The organism is Streptomyces sp. CB03238 (genome assembly GCF_002099185.1).
GTDB lineage: Bacteria > Actinomycetota > Actinomycetes > Streptomycetales > Streptomycetaceae > Streptomyces.
In genome coordinates, this window is sequence record NZ_NBCN01000009.1 from 12,877 (window position 1) to 33,358 (window position 20,482).

General features: G+C 71.9%; 20 protein-coding genes. 5 read left to right on the forward strand and 15 right to left on the reverse strand.

Annotation, left to right across the window (positions count from 1 at the left end; all coding sequences use genetic code 11):
- Positions 1 to 353: 353 nt before the first annotated feature.
- The gene (locus BKD26_RS17525; RefSeq protein WP_084899314.1) at positions 354 to 890 is read right to left on the reverse strand and encodes an acyl-CoA thioesterase; all 537 of its coding nucleotides are present in this window, start codon (positions 888 to 890) and stop codon (positions 354 to 356) included.
- A 119-nt stretch (positions 891 to 1,009) separates the two neighbouring features.
- Here BKD26_RS17525 and BKD26_RS17530 point away from each other — a divergent pair, with 119 nt between their 5' ends.
- Positions 1,010 to 2,221 carry an LCP family protein gene (locus BKD26_RS17530; protein WP_179166573.1) on the forward strand — a complete coding sequence of 404 codons (1,212 nt, stop codon included), beginning with the start codon at positions 1,010 to 1,012 and terminating at the stop codon, positions 2,219 to 2,221.
- On the opposite strand, the gene BKD26_RS17535 is transcribed toward BKD26_RS17530, so the two are convergent.
- Entirely contained in the window at positions 2,222 to 2,869 is a 648-nt protein-coding gene (locus BKD26_RS17535) for a hypothetical protein (RefSeq protein WP_084898960.1), read from the reverse strand.
- A 102-nt stretch (positions 2,870 to 2,971) separates the two neighbouring features.
- Positions 2,972 to 4,129 carry an acyl-CoA dehydrogenase gene (locus BKD26_RS17540; protein ID WP_084898962.1) on the reverse strand — a complete coding sequence of 386 codons (1,158 nt, stop codon included), beginning with the start codon at positions 4,127 to 4,129 and terminating at the stop codon, positions 2,972 to 2,974.
- Positions 4,130 to 4,309: 180 nt separating this feature from the next.
- Here BKD26_RS17540 and BKD26_RS17545 point away from each other — a divergent pair, with 180 nt between their 5' ends.
- Both BKD26_RS17545 and BKD26_RS17550 read left to right on the forward strand, forming a co-directional pair.
- Positions 4,310 to 5,653 carry a UDP-glucose/GDP-mannose dehydrogenase family protein gene (locus BKD26_RS17545; RefSeq protein WP_084898964.1) on the forward strand — a complete coding sequence of 448 codons (1,344 nt, stop codon included), beginning with the start codon at positions 4,310 to 4,312 and terminating at the stop codon, positions 5,651 to 5,653.
- Between the two features lie 88 nt (positions 5,654 to 5,741).
- Entirely contained in the window at positions 5,742 to 6,119 is a 378-nt protein-coding gene (locus BKD26_RS17550; RefSeq protein ID WP_084899317.1) for a VOC family protein, read from the forward strand.
- A gap of 3 nt (positions 6,120 to 6,122) precedes the next feature.
- On the opposite strand, the gene BKD26_RS17555 is transcribed toward BKD26_RS17550, so the two are convergent.
- The 4 genes from BKD26_RS17555 to BKD26_RS17570 all read right to left on the reverse strand — a co-directional run bounded on the left by BKD26_RS17555 (position 6,123) and on the right by BKD26_RS17570 (position 10,691).
- Positions 6,123 to 7,196 (reverse strand): dipeptidase, encoded by a 1,074-nt coding sequence (locus BKD26_RS17555; RefSeq protein ID WP_084898965.1) that lies wholly within the window; start codon positions 7,194 to 7,196, stop codon positions 6,123 to 6,125.
- 639 nt (positions 7,197 to 7,835) lie between these two features.
- Positions 7,836 to 9,026 carry a dipeptidase gene (locus BKD26_RS17560; RefSeq protein WP_084898967.1) on the reverse strand — a complete coding sequence of 397 codons (1,191 nt, stop codon included), beginning with the start codon at positions 9,024 to 9,026 and terminating at the stop codon, positions 7,836 to 7,838.
- The gene (gene purE, locus BKD26_RS17565) at positions 9,023 to 9,520 is read right to left on the reverse strand and encodes a 5-(carboxyamino)imidazole ribonucleotide mutase (protein WP_084899319.1); all 498 of its coding nucleotides are present in this window, start codon (positions 9,518 to 9,520) and stop codon (positions 9,023 to 9,025) included. The genes BKD26_RS17560 and purE overlap by 4 nt, the downstream gene beginning before the upstream one ends.
- A gap of 31 nt (positions 9,521 to 9,551) precedes the next feature.
- Entirely contained in the window at positions 9,552 to 10,691 is a 1,140-nt protein-coding gene (locus BKD26_RS17570; protein ID WP_084898969.1) for a 5-(carboxyamino)imidazole ribonucleotide synthase, read from the reverse strand.
- Positions 10,692 to 10,808: 117 nt separating this feature from the next.
- Here BKD26_RS17570 and BKD26_RS17575 point away from each other — a divergent pair, with 117 nt between their 5' ends.
- Positions 10,809 to 11,333, forward strand: coding sequence for a GtrA family protein (locus tag BKD26_RS17575; protein ID WP_073757693.1), 525 nt, complete (start codon positions 10,809 to 10,811; stop codon positions 11,331 to 11,333).
- On the opposite strand, the gene BKD26_RS17580 is transcribed toward BKD26_RS17575, so the two are convergent.
- Complete coding sequence (locus tag BKD26_RS17580) at positions 11,330 to 12,610, reverse strand: ATP-binding protein (RefSeq protein ID WP_084898970.1); 1,281 nt, start codon at positions 12,608 to 12,610, stop codon at positions 11,330 to 11,332. The genes BKD26_RS17575 and BKD26_RS17580 overlap by 4 nt on opposite strands.
- Before the next feature lie 9 nt (positions 12,611 to 12,619).
- Positions 12,620 to 13,297, reverse strand: coding sequence for a response regulator transcription factor (locus BKD26_RS17585; RefSeq protein WP_084898972.1), 678 nt, complete (start codon positions 13,295 to 13,297; stop codon positions 12,620 to 12,622).
- A 488-nt stretch (positions 13,298 to 13,785) separates the two neighbouring features.
- Here BKD26_RS17585 and BKD26_RS17590 point away from each other — a divergent pair, with 488 nt between their 5' ends.
- Positions 13,786 to 15,306: an oligopeptide:H+ symporter gene (locus BKD26_RS17590; RefSeq protein WP_084898974.1), complete on the forward strand. Its 1,521-nt coding sequence runs from the start codon at positions 13,786 to 13,788 to the stop codon at positions 15,304 to 15,306.
- Positions 15,307 to 15,377: 71 nt separating this feature from the next.
- On the opposite strand, the gene BKD26_RS17595 is transcribed toward BKD26_RS17590, so the two are convergent.
- The 6 genes from BKD26_RS17595 to BKD26_RS17620 form a co-directional block, all read right to left on the reverse strand.
- The gene (locus BKD26_RS17595) at positions 15,378 to 16,775 is read right to left on the reverse strand and encodes a hypothetical protein (RefSeq protein WP_084898976.1); all 1,398 of its coding nucleotides are present in this window, start codon (positions 16,773 to 16,775) and stop codon (positions 15,378 to 15,380) included.
- A 14-nt stretch (positions 16,776 to 16,789) separates the two neighbouring features.
- A complete protein-coding gene (locus BKD26_RS17600; protein WP_241518725.1) occupies positions 16,790 to 17,749 on the reverse strand; it encodes a neocarzinostatin apoprotein domain-containing protein in 960 nt (319 codons plus the stop codon).
- Positions 17,750 to 17,778: 29 nt separating this feature from the next.
- Positions 17,779 to 18,492: a hypothetical protein gene (locus BKD26_RS17605; RefSeq protein WP_084899322.1), complete on the reverse strand. Its 714-nt coding sequence runs from the start codon at positions 18,490 to 18,492 to the stop codon at positions 17,779 to 17,781.
- 55 nt (positions 18,493 to 18,547) lie between these two features.
- Positions 18,548 to 19,219 (reverse strand): peptidase, encoded by a 672-nt coding sequence (locus tag BKD26_RS17610; protein ID WP_084898979.1) that lies wholly within the window; start codon positions 19,217 to 19,219, stop codon positions 18,548 to 18,550.
- Between the two features lie 130 nt (positions 19,220 to 19,349).
- Positions 19,350 to 19,931, reverse strand: coding sequence for an ATP-binding protein (locus BKD26_RS17615; protein WP_084898980.1), 582 nt, complete (start codon positions 19,929 to 19,931; stop codon positions 19,350 to 19,352).
- A 149-nt stretch (positions 19,932 to 20,080) separates the two neighbouring features.
- Positions 20,081 to 20,449: an STAS domain-containing protein gene (locus BKD26_RS17620; RefSeq protein ID WP_084898982.1), complete on the reverse strand. Its 369-nt coding sequence runs from the start codon at positions 20,447 to 20,449 to the stop codon at positions 20,081 to 20,083.
- Positions 20,450 to 20,482: the final 33 nt, after the last annotated feature.

Genomic DNA, 20,482 nt, shown 5'->3' on the forward strand with positions numbered 1-20,482 from the left:
GGGCGGGGCGCGAGTGGCGGCCCGGGCGCGGGTGGGCGGCCCGGGCGCGGGTGGGCGGCCCGGGCGCGGGTGGGCGCCCCGGCGGGGTCGGGCGGTGGGTGGGGGCGTGGCCCCTCCGGGCTCGTCTCTCCCCCAGAGGGGGCACCCCCACGAGGCCGGCGGCCTTGGGTACGTGAGGTGCGAGCCCTTCCGTCGCCGCCAACCTCTGCGGGGACGACCCTGCACGGCCCCACCCCGGCCGGACTCCGGCTGCGGGCCGGTTCCGGATGTTTGTGGGCATTCGTTCCGCGGGGCGGAACGGGTGGGCACAAACGGCCCGCAGACGAAACCGGGTTCGGGGCGGAGCCCCGGCGTCAGTCCTGCATGCCCTCCGCGGCGCGCCTCTCACGGAGCTCCTTGATCGCGCGGCGGCGGGCCAGGCGGTGGGTGCGGCGGATCTGCGCCTCCTGGTAGCGGCGCTTGTCGCGTTCGGTTTCCGGGATCACCGGCGGGACGGCACGGGGCTTGCCGTCCGCGTCGACGGCGGCGAAGACCAGGTAGGCAGAGCCGACCTGGGTCGCGGGCGTGGACTCGTTCCAGCGTTCGGCCAGGACGCGGACGCCGACCTCCATGGAGGACCGGCCGGTCCAGTTGACCTGTGCCTTGACATGGACCAGGTCGCCGACGCGGACGGGCTCCAGGAACACCATCTCGTCCATGGACGCCGTCACGGCGGGCCCACCGGAGTGACGGCCGGCGACGGCACCCGCCGCGTCGTCCACCAACTTCATGATCACGCCGCCGTGCACCGTACCGAGGAGGTTGGTGTCACTGCCGGTCATGATGTGGCTGAGGGTGGTGCGGGACGCTGAGGTCGGCTTTCCCCGCAGCTCGGAGGCCTGATCTGTCATGCCCTCCACCCTATGCCCGAGTCCGTCCCGCCCCTCATTGCATCAGGTTCGCTACAGCCCCGGCCCGATTTCCCACCCGCCCTGTCGGGCTCCCGGGAGCGGCCTGCACACTGGTCCGCATGAACGACTGGCCCGATGGATGGACCGACGACCGCAACGCGCGATACGGCCGCGGCAGCGCCGACGCCCAGCCCGAGGGCGCCCGGGTGATGCGCCATGTGCAGCGCCCCGCCGCGCCGCCGCTCCCGCAGCAGCAGTCGCGCGGGTACGACAGCGGCTACAACACCGGCCAGGTCTACGGCACCCCGCCGGGCGGCGGCGGACGCGGCGGCGGGAACCCGCACGCGCCCGCGCCGGACTGGCGCCGCCGCATCAAGATCGGGTCGATCGTGGTCCTGGTGGCCGTGCTCGGCACGACGATAGGTACGTACTTCTGGGCCGACGGCAAGATGCGCCGCGAGGTGGACCTCGCCAAGGTCATCGACCGCCCCAAGGAGGGCGACTGCACGACGTACCTGATCGTCGGCTCCGACAGCCGTGAGGGCATGACGGCCGAGGAGAAGAGGAAGCTGCACACCGGCTCCGCCGAGGGCAAGCGCACCGACTCGATGATGATCCTGGCGGCCTGCGGCAGCGGGAACACCATGGTCTCGCTGCCCCGCGACTCGGACGTGGAGATTCCGAAGTTCGTGGGCTCGGAGTCCGGCAAGACCTTCCCGGCCCAGGGCCGCCGTGTGAAGCTGAACGCCGCGTACGCGGAGGACGGGCCCGAGCTGCTGGTGCGGACCGTGGAGCACAACACCGGGCTGCGCATCGACCACTACGCCGAGATCGGCTTCGCCGGCTTCGCGAACATCGTCGACGCCCTCGGCGGTGTCGAGATGAACATCGAGAAGGGCTTCAAGGACAAGAAGTCGGGCGCCGACTTCCAGGCCGGCAAGCAGACCCTCAACGGCGAGCAGGCCCTGGCGTTCGTACGGACCCGGTACGCCTTCGCCGAGTCGGACCTGGCCCGTACGAAGAACCAGCAGAAGTTCCTGTCCGCGCTGGCGAGCCAGGCGGCGACGCCCGGCACGATCCTCAACCCGTTCAAGCTCTACCCGACGATGGGCGCGGGCCTGGACACGCTGATCGTCGACAAGGACATGTCGCTGTTCGACCTGGGCGAGATGTTCTTCGCGATGAAGGGCATCAGCGGCGGCGACGGTACGTCGATGAACATGCCGGTCAACGGCACCCGCGGCGGCAACCTCGTCTGGGACAAGGCCAAGGTGCAGCAGCTGGTGCAGCAGATCCAGAACGACGAGAAGGTCACCGTCACGGAGAAGTGATCAGGTCGCGAAGGGGTTCGCGTGGCCCGGTAGCCGCTGGCCGGGGCGGAGGAAACGCTGCCGCCCCGTCTCGTCCTGTACGGGGGTGAATCCGGCCGCCTGGAGGCGCTCGGCGATGCGCTGCCGGCGAAGCCCGCCGATCTTGACGCCACCGACGAGGAACGCGGCGAGCGCGGCCCCGCCCGCGAGGGCGCCGACGTACATCTCGCAGATGAGCAGCGTCACCACCAGGGCCGCCACGCAGAACCAGGCGAAGCCCATCTGCCGCGCCGCCGCCATCTGCGTCATGACGTCGAACCCGATCCGGTCCCTCAGCCGGGCGACCGCCTCCGCCGCCTCGGGGGTCGGCTTGAGGGTGCCGGGCTGGAGGCCGGGCACGGTGCCGCCCATGCCGGCCTGCGGGTGCGCGGCGATGGTCGCCGCCTCGCGGGCGCGGGCCTCGGGCGCGGGGTCGCGGTAGAGGTAGACGGCGAGGGTCTGCTTGTTGCGGCCCTCGCGCCGCGCCTCGGCGTACTCGAAGCCGTAGTGCTCGACGACGTGCGCGAGCGTCGCGGTTCTTCCGGCGTGGGAGAACTCGTTGGTGACGACCACGACGTCCTGGGTCGCTATCTGCTTGAGCAGTGCGGAGACCTGGCGATCCGCGCTCATGGGGTCCCCCACCTGGTGCTGTGCTGATTGTGCGGCAGCGCAGCCTAACCGCCACGGCCCCCGGCGGAATGCCGGGGGCCGTGCTGTGCGGTGTGGGGGGTGTTACGGCAGGTTGCGGGCCATGACGATCCGCTGCACCTGGTTCGTGCCTTCATAAATCTGGGTGATCTTGGCGTCGCGCATCATGCGCTCGACCGGGTAGTCGCGGGTGTAGCCGTAGCCGCCGAGGAGCTGGACGGCGTCGGTGGTGGCCTCCATGGCGATGTCGGAGGCGAAGCACTTGGCGGCGGCGCCGAGGTAGGTGAGGTCGGCGTCGCCGCGCTCCGAGGCCGCGGCGGCCTGGTAGGTGAGGGCGCGGGCGGCGGAGATCTTCATGGCCATGTCGGCGAGCATGAACTGCACGCCCTGGAAGTCGGCGATCGGCTTGCCGAACTGCTTGCGCTCCTGGACGTACCCCTTGGCGTAGTCCAGGGCGCCCTGGGCGATACCGAGGGCCTGGGCCGCGATGGTGATGCGGGTGTGGTCCAGGGTCTTCATCGCGGTGGCGAAGCCGGTGCCCTCCTCGCCGATCATGCGGTCGGCGGGGATGCGTACGTTGTCGAGGTAGACCTCGCGGGTCGGGGAGCCCTTGATGCCGAGCTTCTTCTCCGGGGCGCCGAAGGAGACACCGGGGTCGCCCTTCTCGACGACGAAGGCGCTGATGCCCTTGGAGCGCTTGGCCGGGTCGGTGACGGCCATGACCGTGTAGAACTCGGAGACGCCCGCGTTGGTGATCCAGCGCTTCACGCCGTTGAGGACCCAGAAGTCGCCGTCGCGGACCGCCTTGGTCTTCATGCCGGCGGCGTCGGAGCCGGCGTCGGGCTCGGAGAGGCAGTACGAGAACATCGCGTCGCCCTTGGCGAGCGGGGTCATGTACTTCTTCTTGAGGTCCTCCGAGCCGGAGAGGATCACCGGGAGCGAGCCCAGCTTGTTGACCGCCGGGATCAGGGAGGAGCTGGCGCAGACGCGGGCGACCTCCTCGATGACGATCACGGTCGCGAGGGCGTCGGCGCCCGCGCCGCCGTACGTCTCGGGGACGTGCACGGCGTGCAGGTCGGAGGAGACGAGGGCGTCCAGCGCCTCCTGCGGGAAGCGGGCCTCCTCGTCCACCGCGGCGGCGAACGGGAGGATCTTGGCCTCGGCGAGCGAGCGGACGGTGTCCCGGAGCATGTCGTGCTCTTCGGACGGGCGGTACAGATCGAAGTCAGGCGTTCCCGCCACTTTCTCTCACTCCCCTGAGCTGCTGCTAACTACCGTTAAGTAACACGAATTTTAGTGGGCCGGGGCGAGCCAGGCATACGTGAGCTTGACGACAGCGCCGGTCCCGGGAGAACGGTGCCCTCGCCGGGGCACGACTATGCTCGGGGCCGCACTCCCTCCCGTACGTCAATGGAGCACCGTATGGCCCTCAAGATCACCGTGATCGGCACCGGATACCTGGGCGCCACCCATGCGGCGGCCATGGCGGAGCTGGGGTTCGAGGTGCTCGGGCTCGACGTCGTCCCCGAGAAGATCGAGATGCTGTCGGCGGGGCGCGTCCCGATGTACGAGCCGGGTCTCGAGGAGCTGCTGCACCGGCACGTCGCCGGGATCGAGGGCTCCACCGGGCGGCTGCGCTTCACGACGTCGTGGGAGGAGGTCGGCGAGTTCGGCGACATCCACTTCGTCTGTGTGAACACGCCACAGAAGCACGGTGACTACGCCTGCGACATGAGTTACGTCGACGCCGCCTTCGGCTCCCTCGCCCCGCACCTGAAGCGCCCCGCGCTGGTCGTCGGCAAGTCGACCGTGCCGGTCGGCAGCGCGGAGCGGCTCGCGCGGCTGCTCGCCGACCGGGCGCCGGTGGGCGCGGACGCGGAGCTGGCGTGGAACCCCGAGTTCCTGCGCGAGGGCTTCGCCGTGCAGGACACGCTGCACCCGGACCGGATCGTGGTGGGCGTGGAGAGCGCGGCGGCGGAGAAGCTGCTGCGTGAGGTGTACGCCACACCGATGGGGGAAGGGTCGCCGTTCGTGGTGACCGACTTCCCCACGGCGGAGCTGGTGAAGACCGCCGCGAATTCCTTCCTCGCGACGAAGATCTCCTTCATCAACGCGATGGCGGAGGTGTGCGAGGCCGCCGGGGGCGATGTGGTGAAGCTCGCCGAGGCCATCGGCTACGACGAGCGGATCGGCGCGAAGTTCCTCCGGGCCGGGATCGGCTTCGGCGGTGGGTGCCTCCCCAAGGACATCCGGGCCTTCATGGCGCGGGCCGGTGAACTGGGCGCCGACCAGGCGCTGACGTTCCTGCGCGAGATCGACTCCATCAACATGCGGCGCCGCGGCCAGATGGTCGGCATGGCGCGCGAGGCCCTGGGCGACGGCACGTTCCTCGGCAAGCGGGTGGCGGTGCTGGGCGCGGCGTTCAAGCCGGACTCGGACGACGTACGGGACTCCCCCGCGCTGAACGTCGCCGGTCAGATCCACCTCCAGGGCGGCCAGGTCACCGTGTACGACCCGAAGGGCATGGACAACGCCCGGCGGCTGTTCCCGACGCTGGCGTACGCCGACAGCGCCCTGGACGCGGTGCGGGGCGCGGACGTGGTGCTGCACCTGACGGAGTGGCGCGAGTTCCGCGAGCTGGACCCGGCGGAGCTGGGCGAGGTCGCGGCGAACCGGCTCATCCTGGACGGCCGCAACGCGCTCGACGCGGAGCGCTGGCGCGAGGCGGGCTGGACGTTCCGCGCGATGGGGCGGCCGCGGGCCTGAGGACGGGCCGCGGGTTTACGGGGTGACGGCCGCGGGCCTGAGGGCGGCCCGCGGGTTTACGGGGCGGCTGCGGCGGCACTCGGGCGCCATGGGCTTTGCGACACTCACTCTGACCGCGATCGACTGTCCCGAACCGCGTCGCCTCGCCGAGTTCTACGCCGCGATGCTCGGTGGTGACGTGAAGGGCGATCCCGGCGACGAGGACTGGATCGACCTGTACCTCCCCGACGGGCAGCGGCTCGCCTTCCAGCGTGCGCCGGGCCTTCGCCCGCCCGAATGGCCGCGGGCCGACCGGAACTCCCAGCAGCTCCACCTGGACTTCGACGTCGAGGACATCGACGCCGCGCACGAGCAGGTCCTCGCGCTCGGCGCCCGTCCGCTGGACGCCGACGACCGCGGGGGCGAACGGGGCTTCCGGGTGTACGCGGATCCGGCGGGGCACCCGTTCTGCCTGTGCCGCGCGTAGGCCCTACGCCGGTTGCGCGGCGTCCGCCGCCTCGCGTACGACACGGGCCGCGTTGCCCCACGTCAGGGCGGCGATGTCGGCCTCGGACCAGTCGCGGTGCAGCAGCTCGGCGATGAGGTTCGGGTAGCAGGACGCGTCCTCCAGGCCGATGGTGTGCGGGGCGTCGGTCGCCATGCCGTACGAACCCGACAGCCCGACGCACTCCGGCCCGGCGACCTCGCGGACGTGCTCCACATGGTCGGCCACGTCCCACAGGGTGGCCGGCCGGCCGGTGTGGCGGGCGACCTGGTCGGGCGCGAAGCTCACCATGCAGACGCCGGCGTTGGCGTGCAGGCGGCGCAGTACGTCGTCGGGGACGTTGGCGGAGTGCCGGGTGAGGGCGTGGGCCGCCGAGTGGGAGAGGATGACCGGCGCCTTCGAGACGTCGAGGGCCCGGTCCATGGTGGGCTCGGAGGCCCCCGAGAGGTCGACGAGGACCCCGAGGCGGTTCATCTCGCGGACCGCCTCCTCCCCGAACGGCGTCAGGCCGGCGGGGTCGGCCGTCCAGTGCGTACCGGCGATGCTCACACTGCGGACGCCGAGCGCGTGGTAGGCGCGGAGGGTGCCCAGCGAGTCGCCGAGCGCGGCGCCGGAGACGGGCCCGAGGAGGGACGCGATCCGGCCGCAGTCGCGGGCCTGGACCATGTCGGCGGCGGTGAGCGCGAGCCGCAGGGCCTCCGGGCAGGACGCGATGAGTGTCCGTACGGCGTCTATTCGATCCAGCGTGTCCTGCACGGCGGCGGGGCCGGGCGGTACGTGCAGCGACCAGAACTGCGCGCCGACGCCGCCGGCGCGGATGCGCGGGATGTCGGTGTCGAGCAGGGCCGAGCCGTGCTGGAGGTCGTGCCAGTGCGTGCGGTCCAGCTCCTGGGCGAGGGTGTTGTGACCGTCGACCACGAGCTGCGCGGCGAGCAGCACGCGGGCCCGCTCGATGTCGACCTCGGCGGGCGTGGGCGCCTCGGCGGCGCCGTCGGGCGTGTCGTCGAGTTCACCGATCGCGGAGGGTGCGGCGTACGGGTGGTCCTGCAGGTCTGCCATGGGGGAGCTCCGCTCCGGGGACGGACGACGAGCCGATACGGCCACGGTGGCATGGGGGCGGGCGGGGGTCGCGGCGACGTACTGCGTCCGGGTGACCGCGGAGCGCCGCGGGCGTGGCGTTGCCGGGGCGCCGCCCCGGACCCCGGGCCTGGCGGGGCGGTGCCGCGCCGCGATGGGCGGGGTGGCTTGCGCCGGTGGGCGCGGTCGGGCCCCGGGCCCTGGCGGGGCGGGCGTTGTCGTCCGGGCTGCGGCCCGGACCCCTGGCGGGGTGGCTTGCGCCGGTGGGCACCGTCGGGGCCCCTCCGGGCTCGCCTCCTCGCGGTCGGCGGGGTGCCCACCCGGTCTCGTGACCGTTACTCGCCGCCGATCCGCTGCGGGGGCGACCCTGCACGGCCCCTCCTCGCCGTAGTCGAAACAGCCGCCCGCACCCGGCGCACCACGGGCATCTCCACCCGCCTTCCCCCAGACCCACCGGGCCGCAGTCGGCGTACGACCGGGGCGGGGCCGTGCAGGGTCGCCCCCGCAGAGGTTGGCGGCGTCGGAAGGGCTCCCCTTCCGGCGTACCCAAGGCCGCCGGCCTCGAGGAGGTGAGCCCGGAGGGGCCACGCCCCACACCCACCGGGCGGGCCCGCCGGGTGGTCAGGCGTCCAGGGACGCGAGCGTGGCCGTGGAGGCGGGGCGGGCCGACAGGGAGCGGGAGACGGATTCCGCGTCGCGGAGGGCGCGGAGCGGGTTGTGCCAGGTGAGCTTCGCCAGGTCCGTACGGGACCAGCCGCGGCGCAGGAGCTCCGCGATCAGGTTCGGGTACGCCGAGACGTCCGGCAGGTCCGACGGGGTGAACGCCGTGCCGTCGAAGTCGCCGCCGATGCCGATGTGGTCGATGCCCGCGACCTCCCGCATGTGGTCGAGGTGGTCCGCGACCGTGGCGACGGTGGCGACCGGGCGCGGGTGGGCCTCCTCGAAGGCCGCGTGGACGCGCATCGCCTCGGGGGTGGTGTCCAGGTGGTGGAAGCCGTGCGCCCGCATGTTCTCGTCGGCCCGCCGGGTCCAGTCGACGGCGGCGGGGAGGACGAACTTGGGGACGAACGTGGCCATGGCGACGCCCCCGTTGGCGGGCAACAGGGCCAGCACGTCGTCGGGGATGTTGCGGGGGTGGTCGCACACCGCCCGGGAGGAGGAGTGCGAGAAGATCACCGGGGCCTCGGACACCGCCAGCGCGTCACGCATCGTCGTGTCGGCCACGTGCGAGAGGTCCACCAGCATGCCGAGGCGGTTCATCTCACGGACGACCTCCCGGCCGAACGCGGAGAGGCCCCCGACACCCGGGGCGTCCGTCGCCGAGTCGGCCCAGGGGACGTTGTCGTTGTGGGTCAGGGTCATGTAGCGGACGCCGAGGGCGTACAGCGCCCGCAGGGTGGCCATCGAGTTGTTGATGGAGTGGCCGCCCTCGGCGCCCTTGAGCGACGCGATACGCCCGGAGGCCCGCGCCGCCTCCATGTCGTCGGCCGTCAGCGCGGGCGCCAGGTCGGCCGGGTGGCGGGCGAGCAGCCGGTCGACGCAGTCGATCTGCTCCAGCGTCGCGCTGACCGCGTCGTCGCCCGCCATGCCGGCGCGTACGTACACCGACCAGAACTGGGCGCCGACCCCGCCCGCCCGCAGCCGCGGGATGTCGGTGTGGAGCCGGCCCGTCTGGTCCGCCCCGATGTCGAGGCGGTCCAGGTCGTAGCCGGCGTGCTCGCGCAGCGCCCACGGCAGGTCGTTGTGGCCGTCGACCACGGGGTACGAGGCGAGCAGCTCGCGCGCCTCGTCCCGGAAACGGCCGGCCGTCACTTGGCGAAACCGAATGACGCCGAGCCCTCGACCTTCGCCCGCAGCCGCTTGCCCTTCTCCGTCGCCTGGTCGTTCAGCTCCTGCTGGAAGTCGGCCATGCGGGAGAGGAGGTCGGGGTCGGAGGTCGCCAGGATGCGCGCCGCCAGCAGGCCCGCGTTGCGCGCCCCGCCCACCGAGACGGTGGCCACGGGGACGCCCGCCGGCATCTGGACGATCGACAGGAGGGAGTCCATGCCGTCCAGGTACTTCAGCGGCACGGGGACCCCGATGACGGGGAGCGGCGTGACCGAGGCGAGCATGCCGGGCAGGTGCGCGGCGCCGCCGGCGCCCGCGATGACCGCCTTCAGGCCCCGGTCGGCGGCGCGCTCCCCGTACGCGATCATTTCGCGCGGCATCCGGTGCGCGGAGACGACGTCGACCTCGTACGGGATCTCGAACTCGTCGAGGGCCGCGGCCGCGGCCTCCATGACGGGCCAGTCGGAGTCGGAGCCCATGACGATGCCCACGAGCGGAGTGTCCAGGGGGTTACTCAACGATCGTTCCTCGCAGGTAGCCGGCGGCGTGACGCGCGCGGTCCAGCACGTCGTCGAGGTCGTCGCCGTAGGTGTTGACGTGCCCCACCTTGCGGCCGGGCTTCACGTCCTTGCCGTACATATGGATCTTCAGCTGGGGGTCACGGGCCATGCAGTGCAGGTAGGCCTGGTACATGTCGGGGTAGTCACCGCCCAGGACGTTGCACATGACGGTCCACGTCGCGCGCGGGCGCGGGTCGCCGAGCGGCAGGTCGAGCACGGCCCGTACATGGTTGGCGAACTGCGAGGTGACCGCGCCGTCCTGGGTCCAGTGGCCCGAGTTGTGGGGGCGCATCGCCAGCTCGTTGACGAGGATGCGGCCGTCGCGGGTCTCGAACAGTTCGACGGCGAGGTGGCCGACGACGTCCAGTTCCTTGGCGATGCGCAGCGCGAGCTCCTGGGCCTGGCCGGCCAGCTCGGCCGACAGGCCGGGCGCGGGGGCGATCACGGTGTCGCAGACGCCGTCGACCTGCCGTGATTCGACGACGGGGTACGCCACGGCCTGGCCGTGCGGGGAGCGGACGATGTTGGCCGCCAGCTCGCGTACGAAGTCGACCTTCTCCTCCGCGAGGACCGGCACGCCCGCCCGGAACGGGTCGCGGGCGTCGTCCTCGGAGCGGACGAACCACACGCCCTTGCCGTCGTACCCGCCGCGCACCGTCTTGAGGATGATCGGGAAACCGCCGGTCTCGGCGGCGAAGGCCGCCGCGTCCGCCGGGTCCTTCACGATGCGGTGGCGCGGGCACGGTGCGCCGATCTCGTCGAGCCTGGCCCGCATCACGCCCTTGTCCTGGGCGTGCACCAATGCGCCGGGCCCCGGCCGGACGGGAATGCCGTCCGCCTCCAGGGCCCGCAGGTGCTCGGTCGGTACGTGCTCGTGATCGAACGTGATCACATCGCAGCCGCGCGCGAACTCACGCAGGGTGTCCAGGTCGCGATAGTCGCCGATGACGACCTCGCTCACCACCTGGGCCGCGGAGTCCTGGGGGGAGTCACTGAGGAGCTTGAACTTGATGCCGAGGGGGATACCCGCCTCGTGGGTCATCCGGGCGAGCTGTCCGCCGCCCACCATGCCTACTACCGGGAACGTCACCCTCATAGGGTATCCGGCCCCCGCGGGGGGCCTTTATCCGTCCCCGCGCGTGGTCACGGGCGGGTGGTTAGCATGGCTTGGTTGACCCACTCGACCGGACGGGGCTGAAAGATCACCATGAGTGAACGGGGCGCACTGCGGGTGCGGCTGGACCAGCTCGTCCGCGAGATCGCCAAATTCGGTCTCGTCGGCGGCCTCGGCCTGCTGGTGAACATGGCGGTCTTCAACCTGCTGCGTCACACCACGGAGCTCCCGGTCGTCCGTGCCAGCCTGCTGGCCACGGTCGTCGCCATCGCGTTCAACTACGTGGGTTTCCGTTACTTCACGTACCGGGACCGTGACAAGAGCCGCCGTACGAAGGAGCTGACGCTCTTCCTGCTGTTCAGCCTGGCGGGGCTGGTCATCGAGAACGGTGTGCTGTACGCCGCGACGTACGGCTTCGGCTGGGACAGCCCGCTGCAGAACAACTTCTTCAAGTTCTTCGGGATCGGTGTGGCGACCCTGTTCCGCTTCTGGTCGTACCGGACGTGGGTCTTCCGTACGCTGCCGGGGCACGAGCCCGTACCGGCTGCGGAATCGTTCCTGGAGCAGCGCCGGGCCGAGCCCGAGCGCACCGGCGAGCCGGTCGCCCCGCGCCGCTAGCGGACCGTACGGGGCTCTTCCTCGCCCGCCCTGTCCTTGCGGCTGGGCACCTCGCGGCTGAGGAACAGCGCGAAGACCGGCGGCTGCTGCTGGAGCAGCTCCAGCCGGCCGCCGTCCGCCTCCGCGAGGTCGCGGGCGACGGCGAGGCCGATGCCGGTGGAGTTGCGGCCGCTGATGGTCCGCTCGAAGATCCGCGCCCCCAGGTCCGGCGGTACGCCCGGCCCCTCGTCGGTGACCTCGACGACGGCCTGGTTCCCGGTGACCCGGGTGCGCAGTGCGACCGTGCCGCCACCGTGCATCAGCGAGTTCTCGATCAGCGCGGCCAGTACCTGGGCGACCGCGCCCGGGGTGCCGACGGCCCGCATGCCGACCTTCCCGGACCGTACGATCGCCCGCCCCGCGCTGCGGTAGGCCGGCCGCCATTCCTCGATCTGCTGCTTGACGACCTCGTCGAGGTCGAAGGCGATCGCCGAGCCGGTGCGCGGGTCGCGCGAGTTGGTCAGCAGCCGCTGGACGACGTCGGTGAGCCGCTCGACCTGGGTGAGGGCGATGTGCGCCTCCTCCTTGACCGTGGCCGGGTCGTCGGTCTCGGCGATCTCCTCCAGCCGCATGGACAGCGCGGTCAGCGGCGTACGCAGCTGGTGGGAGGCGTCGGCGGCCAGCCGCCGCTCGGCGGTGAGCATCCGGGCGATCCGCTCGGCGGAGGCGTCGAGGACGTCGGCGACCCGGTCGAGCTCCGGCACGCCGTACCGCCTGTGGCGGGGCCGGGGGTCGCCGGAGCCGAGCCGTTCGGCGGTCTCGGCGAGGTCGGTGAGCGGCGAGGCGAGGCGGTTGGCCTGGCGTACGGCGAGGAGGACGGCGGCGATCACGGCGAGCAGCGCCACGGCGCCGATGATCAGCAGGGTGCGGCCGACCTCGGCGGTGACGGTGGAGCGGGACTCCTCGACGGTCACCTTCTCGCCGCGCTTGCCGTCGGCGGTGCCGCGGATGACGCTGCCCTCGGGCCGGTCGCCGATCTCGATGGGGGGACGGCCGGGGATCTCGATCAGGGCGTACCGCTTGGCGCCGCTCTGCTGGGCGAGGATGTCCGGGTTGACGGGCTCGCCGCCGACGAGCCGGGACTCGACGATGCTGACGAGCCGGACGGCCTCGGAGTCGACGCTCTCCTGGGCGCTGCTGCTGATGGTGCGCGTCTCGACGATGACGAGGGAGACCCCGAAGACGGCGATGACGACGAGGACCACGGCGAGCGTGGAGTTGATCAGTCGGCGGCGCACGGTGCGTACCTAGCTCTTTTCGAAGCGGAAGCCCACGCCCCGGACCGTGGCGATGTAGCGGGGGTTGGCGGCGTCGTCGCCGAGCTTCTTGCGGAGCCAGGAGATGTGCATGTCGAGGGTCTTGGTGGAGGACCACCAGGTGGTGTCCCACACCTCGCGCATCAGCTGGTCGCGGGTGACGACGCGGCCGGCGTCACGGACGAGGACGCGCAGCAGGTCGAATTCCTTGGCGGTGAGCTGGAGCTCCTCGTCGCCCATCCACGCCCGGTGCGACTCGACGTCGATGCGTACGCCGTGGGTCGCGGGGGCCGGGGCGGGCTCGCTGGCGCCGCGCCGCAGCAGGGCCCGGACGCGGGCGAGCAGCTCGGCGAGGCGGAACGGCTTGGTGACGTAGTCGTCGGCGCCCGCGTCGAGCCCGACAACGGTGTCGACCTCGTCGGCGCGGGCCGTCAGGACCAGGATGGGCACCGTGAGGCCCTCGGAACGCAGCCGCCGGGCCACTTCGAGCCCGTCCATCCCGGGCAGTCCGAGGTCCAGTACGACCAGGTCGACGTGGCCCTGCAGTCCGGCGTCGAGCGCGCCCGGCCCGTCCTCCCGTACCTCGACCTCGTAACCCTCCCGCCGCAGGGCGCGGGCCAGCGGTTCCGAGATGGATGCGTCGTCCTCGGCGAGCAGTACACGGGTCATGGGGTGATGGTAGTCCGCGCCCGACACGCCCCGCCGGGGGATCGCACGTTGATCAACAGGGCCTGCGAATATGGGGTCCATCCCGGGTAACACCTTCAAAGCAGCTTCACTGGTTCCGCGAACACCTGTGATCCATCTCTCAAGTCCTTCCATATGCCGCACTGTCGTGTCGTATGGTGGCGAGACGCCTGATGCACTATCCGGGACCTTTGGACCGTCAACAGCGCCAAAGTTCCCTTTCTGCGCAAGGCCGGTTCTGCCAGCCTTGAGACAGTGAATGACCTGTGGGCCGGGCCCCGTGCCGTGATGACATGTCCGGGGCGTGGATCCCGGTGCGGTCCGATCCCTCGCCCCCGTGCACGACACGGGGGCGAACCCCTGTTCGGGCGTGGGGTGCGATCGGAATCCGTGCCGGTGCCGGCCGCCCCCCACCGGGCGCGTGACCGCTCACGAAGCGCAGCGCGTCCCGAGCAAGCAAGGATCGACCCATGGCGTCCAGCCTGACGAAGGACTCGCCCCACATCACCGGCGGCGACACAGCCTTCTTCGGCCACCCCCGCGGCCTGGCCACTCTCTTCCTGACGGAGATGTGGGAGCGCTTCAGCTACTACGGCATGCGCGCCCTCCTCGTGTACTACCTGGTCTCGGGCGGCGCCGACGCCGCGACCGGCAGCCAGGGCGGCGGCCTCGCGATGACCGCGGCCACGGCCACGGCCATCTACTCCGTCTACGTGTCGATGGTCTACCTGATGGCCATGCCGGGCGGCTGGTTCGGTGACCGCGTCTGGGGCGCCCGCAAGACGGTCGCCGTCGCCGGCGCCGTGATCATGCTCGGCCACCTGTGCCTGGCGCTGCCCGGCCAGGCGGTCTTCTTCCTCGGCCTGATCCTGGTCGCGGCCGGTTCCGGTCTGCTGAAGGCCAACATCTCCACGATGGTCGGCCACCTCTACGACGGGCCCGAGGACCCGCGCCGTGACGGTGGCTTCACGATCTTCTACATCGGCATCAACCTCGGCGCCTTCGTCGCCCCGCTCGTCATCGGCACGGTGGGCAAGGAGATCAACTGGCACATCGGCTTCGCGCTCGCCGCGGTCGGCATGGGCCTGGGCCTGCTCCAGTTCCTGCTCGGTACGCGCCACCTGAGCCCGAAGAGCAGCCTCGTCCCGAACCCGCTGAGCCCCGAGGAGCGCCGCGCGGTCCTGCTCAAGGTCACGGGCGCGGTGGTGGCCGTCGCCGTGTTCTACGGTGCCGTCGTCGCCCTGGGCGCGTACACGCTGAACTGGGCGCTGGTGCCGCTGACCCTCGCCGGTCTGGTCATCCCGGTCGCGGTCCTGGTGCGCATCAAGCGCGACAAGGAGCTGTCGGCGGGCGAGCAGTCGAAGATGAACGGCTACATCTGGTTCTTCGTGGCCGCCGCCGTCTTCTGGATGATCTACGACCAGGGCGGCTCGACGCTGTCCCTGTTCGCCGACGACAAGACCGCCGGCAGCGTCTTCGGGTTCGACTTCTCGGCCACCTGGTACCAGTCCCTGAACCCGCTGTTCGTCATGGCGCTGGCCCCGGTCTTCGCCTGGCTGTGGCTGTGGCTGGCGCGCAAGAACCAGGAGCCCAACACCATCGTGAAGTTCGCGATGGGCCTGGTCCTCGTCGGCGCGTCGTTCTTCGTCTTCATCGTTCCGATGGGGATGGCGGGTGACGGCACCAAGGTGTCGCCGATGTGGCTGGTCTCGATCTACATGATCCAGACCATCGGTGAGCTGTGCCTCTCCCCGGTCGGCCTGTCGGTGACCACCAAGATGGCGCCGCAGAAGTACGCCTCGCAGATGATGGGCGTCTGGTTCCTCGCGGTCACCGCGGGCGACTGCACCACGGGTCTGCTGTCCCTGGCGGGTGTCGACCTCAACGGGACCGGGATCATCGCCATGGAGGCCTCGCTGGCGGCCGTGGCCGGTCTGGCGGTGTACATGTACCGCAAGAAGGTCCAGACGATGATGGGCAACGTGCACTGACGCGTACGCGCGTGGGAAGGGCCGCCGCACCGGGTTCGGTGCGGCGGCCCTTCGCCGTTTCGCGGGACGTGTCAGCGCTTGAGCAGCCGCCAGGGCGTGAACGTGAACACCGCGCCGCCCAGCAGGATCACCGTGCCGGCGACCAGGGCCAGGGCGCGCAGGGCGCCCGCGTCCTCGGCGCCCGTGTCGGCGAGGCCGCCACCGGAGGCGGACCCGCCGGTGGTGGACCCGCCGGTGGTTCCGGAGGTGCCGCCGCCTCCGGTGGAGCCACCCGAGCCTGCCGTACCGCCCGAGGCGCCGCCCGGCTGGGCGGAGGTGTCCAGCTCCAGGGAGACCGGCACGTTCGCGGGCGGGGTGCAGGTCGTCGTCGTACCGAGCGCCTTGACCGTGAGGACGCCGGGGCTGAGCGTCGCCTTGCCGGTGGCGCCGGGCTTGTACGTGCCGGTGAGGTCGGGGATCTCGATCGGCTGGCCCGCCTTGATCGGCTCCTTGTTGGTGGGGCCCTCGACATGGACGAAGCCCTTGTCCGCGCCGCCGAGCTTGACCTCCATGGACGGCTTGACCGAGTCCTTCGGGATGTCTGCGGGGCTGTCCATCACGGACTTGGAGAACTTCACGGTGAGGTCGAAGTTCCCGGCGTTCCGCTTGGCGTTGATCTTCACCGGGGAGGTCGCGTTCTTGTCGCCGATGGGGGTCTTGCAGGCGTACGCGACGGAGACCTCCTTGCCCTCGAAGTCGGTCTGCCCGCCACCGCCACCGCTCGTTCCGCCGGAACTGCTCGTACCGCCTGAGCCGCTCGTGCCGCCCGTGGTGGACCCGCCACTGCTCGTCGTCCCGCCCGAGCCGGTCGTGCCGCCCGAGTCCGTGCCGCCGGATCCGGAGGTACCGCCAGAGGTCGTCGTACCGCCGGACGTCGTCGTGCCGCCCGTCGTACCCCCGCCGCCCTCCGTGACCTTGATCGTCGCGGCCGGCTGGACCGTCTCCTTCGGCGTGCACTTGGTGTCCGTGGACAGCGGCTTGGAGACGTTGATGGTGTACGCGCCCGGCGTCAGTGTGATCTCACCCGCCGCCGTGAGCTTCAGCTTGCCCTTCATGTCGGGCAGCACCATCGGGCTGTTCTTGGGGATCGGCGGGTTCTGCCGCGGGCCCTCCATCGCCAGGTCGGCGGTCTGCGCGCCCGTGACCTTGAGCGTGCCGGTCGGCTTGACGGTGTCCTTCTCCAGGTCCAGGACGTCCGGGTTCTTGGACGCGGCCTCGACCGTCTTCCACACCACCTCCACCTCGTCGCCGACCTTCGCCTCCGCCGGCGCGGTGATCTGCACCTTGGTGGTGCCCTGCACCGGTGGCAGGCCCGAGATGGGCGGCGGGATGCACTCGGTCGCGTACGACACCTCGGCCGCCTGGGCGGGTCCCGCGGCCAGCAGGATCCCCGCGCCGCCGAGCATCAGCGCGACTCCGGCCGCGCTCATCCTCCGTTGCGTGCTCACGAATGTCCCTTCGTCGTGGGTCGGTTCTCTGACGGTGCGGAGTCCGGGGCGAACCAGGGCAGGCTCACCGTGCGGGTGGGGTGGGGACGACTCGGACGGCTCGGACGGCTCGGACGGCTCGGACGGCTCGGACGGCTTTTCGGGCGTACGCGGTCCACGACCGCCATGCCGGTGCGGAACAGCGCGGCCGGTACGACCACGGCCAGCAGCACCCAGAAGAGCGTCACGCCCCACGGCCGCCCCACCCGCCACGGCTGCTCGGCCAGGACCTTGCCGCCGTACTTGACCGAGACCTGGTAGTCGCCGTGCGCGCCCGCCGCCAGCTGGACCGGCAGTTCCACCAGCGCCTTACGGCCCGGCTGGACGGTGCCGCGCCACTGCCGCTCCTCCCACTGCGGGGCGTACACGCCGTGCGCGGTGCCGACCTGGAAGACGGGGTCCTTGACCGGTGCCGTACCCAGGTTGCCGACGGTGAGGACGAGCCGGCGCCGGGCCGGGGCGCCGAACCAGACGAGGACGCCGCTCGACCCTTCGAGGCGGGTGGACGCCAGCACGGCGAGCCGCCCGTCGCCGGACGGTTCCGGCAGGGGGGCGACCGGGTGGCCGGTGATCGTCAGCGGGGCGTCGACGGCCGCCCGGTCACCGGTGACGGTCGCCACATGGACCACGCACGGGCAGGGCCTCGGCGGCGCGGCGACCGGGAGCCTCTTCGTGAACGCGCCGCTCGCGTCGGTGGTGACGGCGCGCCCGGCGGCGTTGGCGCACGAGTTCGTACCCCTGGCCATCTTCTCGCCGCACACCAGGAGCATCAGCAGCGCCTTGGGGCGCCAGCCGGTCCCCTCCACCGTGATCTCGGCGCCCTTGGCCGCCTCCGTGCGGGAGAGCGTGACCTCGGGGCGGTTCTCCGCGGCGGCGCCGCCCGGCGCGGGGAGCCCGACGAGCACGCACGCCACCAGCACGGCCCCCGCCACCCACCGGTACGCCCTCACGCTTCCGCTCCCCTCGCCCCGCGCCGTCGGCGCCGTACCCACCACGTCCCCGCGCCCGCCGCCACCGCCGCCGCCAGGCCCACAGCGCCCGCCCACCCCGTGCCGAACGTCCTCGTCGCCTCCGCCCCCGCCCGCGCGCCGTCCCCGGCGGTGGCGTCCAGCCGGACGGTGACGCGGTCCACGGCGGGGCGGTCCCGGTCGGGCCACGGTTCGGTGAGCTCCACCCGCCGGCCCGGTCCCAGCTCCAGCCGCAGCGGGCGCTCCGGACGGCGCAGCACCTCGCCGAACAGGCCCTCCGCCCGCACCGCGAGTCGCGGCGCCAGCACGGTGTTGCCCCGGTTGACCAGCGCGTAGTGGATGGCGCCGCCCCTGATCCGGACGGACTCGACGGTGAGCGCCGCCAGTCGCGGGCCGCCCACCCGCAGCCGTACCGGCACGGTCACGTCGTCCCCCGCGAGCAGGGCGCCCGCGTGGTCGCCGGGCGGGGCGTCCGGTGGGACGGTGACGGAGAAGGGCACGTCGGCCCGGGTGCGGGGCGGCACGGTGACCGGGTTCGCGGCGAAGGTGACCCAGGGGGCGGTGGCGCGCAGCCGCAGCGTGAGCGGTCGCGTACCCGGGTTGGTCAACGACAGCATGTCTTCGAGCACGGTGCCGGGCGGCCCCTCCAGGTAGATGTACGGCCGGCCCTCCCCCACCGCCGGCGCCGGCATCAGGGCGCACACGAGGGCGGTGAGTACGGCTGCCGCGGCACGGGCGCGCACGGCATCACACCCGGCGGGTCCGGCGGGTCAGCCACAGCACCCCGGCCGCGCCCGTGAGCAGGACCGTGCCGCCGAGGGTGCCGAGCGCGACCGCCGAGTCGAGCGGTCCGGTCCTGGGCAGTTCGCCGTCGGTCGAGGGCGCCGTTCCGGACCCGGACGCCGTGACGTCCAGTTCCAGTGACGGCTTCGGGTTGTTCTTGGGCGTGCACGTCGTCGTCGTACCGAGGGCCTTGATGGTCAGTACGCCGGCGGTGAAGGTGACCTTGCCGCTCTTGCCCGGGGTGTACGTCCCCGTCAAGTCGCTGATCTTGATGGGGGTGTTGGCGGGGATCGCGGTCGCGTTCGCCGGTCCCGAGACCTTGACCGTCCCCTTGTCGGCGCCGCCCACCTCGATGACCGCGCTCGGGTTCATGGCGCCCTTGCCGAGCTCCACGGGGCTGGAGGAGACGCCCTTGCGGAACGACATGGTGAGCCGGTAGCCGCTGCCGCTCTTCACGCTCGTGATGTCGATCGGCGACACGGCGCCCTTGGGCCCGATCGGCGTCTGGCACGCGTAGTCGACGTCCACGACGGTGGCGTGGGCGGCGGGTGCGGCCGTCAGCACCATCGCGCCCGCGACCGCCACGCCCGTGACCGCCACCGCCAGCGCCGGAGTTGTCCGCTTCTGGTACGACACCTCGAGATCACCCCAATGTCTGACGGCTCATCAGATTGGCGCTCAAGGTACGCCCGTGGCCTCGGGGAGGGAAGACAAAGAGCACGGCGTATCGCCGTGCTCCACAACTGCCGCGAAAAACGCGCGGGCGCTAAGCGGGTGCCGCGAGTTCCGCCCAGACCGTCTTGCCGGGCATGCCCGTGGACCGGACGACCCCCCAGTCCAGGCAGAGGCGCTGGACGATGAACATGCCGTGCCCGCCCGGCCGCCCGGCCCGGTGCGGGGTGCGCGGCGTGGGCTGGCCGGCACCCCGGTCCTCGACCTCCAGCCGCAGCACCTTCGCGTCGAGCGAGACGCGCAGCTCCTCGGGGCCCTCGGCGTGCAGGCACGCGTTGGTGACGAGCTCGGAGACCACCAGCAGGACGTCCTCGGCGGCGGCCCGCCGGTCGGCGGTGGCCGCCGGGAGCCAGCCCCAGTCGTAGAGCGCCTGCCGGGTGAAGTCCCGGGCGAGCGGAACGATCCCGCTGGCACTGCCCAGCGACAGCCGCCGCGTCCGGCGCCCAGCGGGCGTCGCCCCGGGACTCGCCCCGGACGCCGCACCTGACATGTCGGACCTCATCTCCGGCGTGGTGAACACGGCGGAGGCAGCCGGGACCGAGGCACCGGCACCGAGGCATGAGCCGTCGGGCTGGGGGCCGAGATCGCTCGGCGGATGCTGCTGGGTGGTACCCATCAGCGCTTCACCTCACCGAATTCACCAAGTCGCCATTACGTCGTCACAGAGCAGCCACTGTGCTGTCACGGAGCGTGTGGAGCATCCCCGTACAGCTGCCGCGGGGTTCTTCTGCCCGGCCGATCCGGGACAACACCCGCTTTGTCGGTTCAGTCGGCGAGCGCCGCTTCCAGCGAGGCATGGACGGTGAAAACCGCCTCCGCGCCAGTGATCTCGAACACCCTGGCCACCACGGGCTGCATCCCGGCGAGGTGCACCCCTCCGCCCGCGGCCTCCGCCTTCAGGCGGGCCCCGAGCAGCACGTTGAGCCCGGTGGAGTCGCAGAACGCAAGCTGCGAGCAGTCGATCACCAGGCGTGTGCGGCCCTGTTCCAGCGCGGCGTCCAGCGGCTCGCGCAGCAGCTCGGCGGTGTGGTGATCGAGCTCACCCGCCGGCGTGACAACCTCGCTGCGGCCTTCCGTCCGGACCCCGACCTTGAGTCGGCCCTGATTCGCGCTGCCGACCGTCCCGCGGTCCATGCCGTCCCTCTTCGCCGATGCCGTTGAGTCGGG

Bases quoted from the DNA above. Each gene is read 5' to 3' on its own strand.
- BKD26_RS17525 (WP_084899314.1), bottom strand. From the start codon at position 890: ATGACAGATCAGGCCTCCGAGCTGCGGGGAAAGCCGACCTCAGCGTCC.
- BKD26_RS17530 (WP_179166573.1), top strand. From the start codon at position 1,010: ATGAACGACTGGCCCGATGGATGGACCGACGACCGCAACGCGCGATAC.
- BKD26_RS17535 (WP_084898960.1), bottom strand. From the start codon at position 2,869: ATGAGCGCGGATCGCCAGGTCTCCGCACTGCTCAAGCAGATAGCGACC.
- BKD26_RS17545 (WP_084898964.1), top strand. From the start codon at position 4,310: ATGGCCCTCAAGATCACCGTGATCGGCACCGGATACCTGGGCGCCACC.
- BKD26_RS17550 (WP_084899317.1), top strand. From the start codon at position 5,742: ATGGGCTTTGCGACACTCACTCTGACCGCGATCGACTGTCCCGAACCG.
- BKD26_RS17555 (WP_084898965.1), bottom strand. From the start codon at position 7,196: ATGGCAGACCTGCAGGACCACCCGTACGCCGCACCCTCCGCGATCGGT.
- purE (WP_084899319.1), bottom strand. From the start codon at position 9,520: ATGGGCTCCGACTCCGACTGGCCCGTCATGGAGGCCGCGGCCGCGGCC.
- BKD26_RS17575 (WP_073757693.1), top strand. From the start codon at position 10,809: ATGAGTGAACGGGGCGCACTGCGGGTGCGGCTGGACCAGCTCGTCCGC.
- BKD26_RS17585 (WP_084898972.1), bottom strand. From the start codon at position 13,297: ATGACCCGTGTACTGCTCGCCGAGGACGACGCATCCATCTCGGAACCG.
- BKD26_RS17590 (WP_084898974.1), top strand. From the start codon at position 13,786: ATGGCGTCCAGCCTGACGAAGGACTCGCCCCACATCACCGGCGGCGAC.
- BKD26_RS17595 (WP_084898976.1), bottom strand. From the start codon at position 16,775: ATGAGCGCGGCCGGAGTCGCGCTGATGCTCGGCGGCGCGGGGATCCTG.
- BKD26_RS17605 (WP_084899322.1), bottom strand. From the start codon at position 18,492: ATGCCGGCGCCGGCGGTGGGGGAGGGCCGGCCGTACATCTACCTGGAG.
- BKD26_RS17615 (WP_084898980.1), bottom strand. From the start codon at position 19,931: ATGGGTACCACCCAGCAGCATCCGCCGAGCGATCTCGGCCCCCAGCCC.
- BKD26_RS17620 (WP_084898982.1), bottom strand. From the start codon at position 20,449: ATGGACCGCGGGACGGTCGGCAGCGCGAATCAGGGCCGACTCAAGGTC.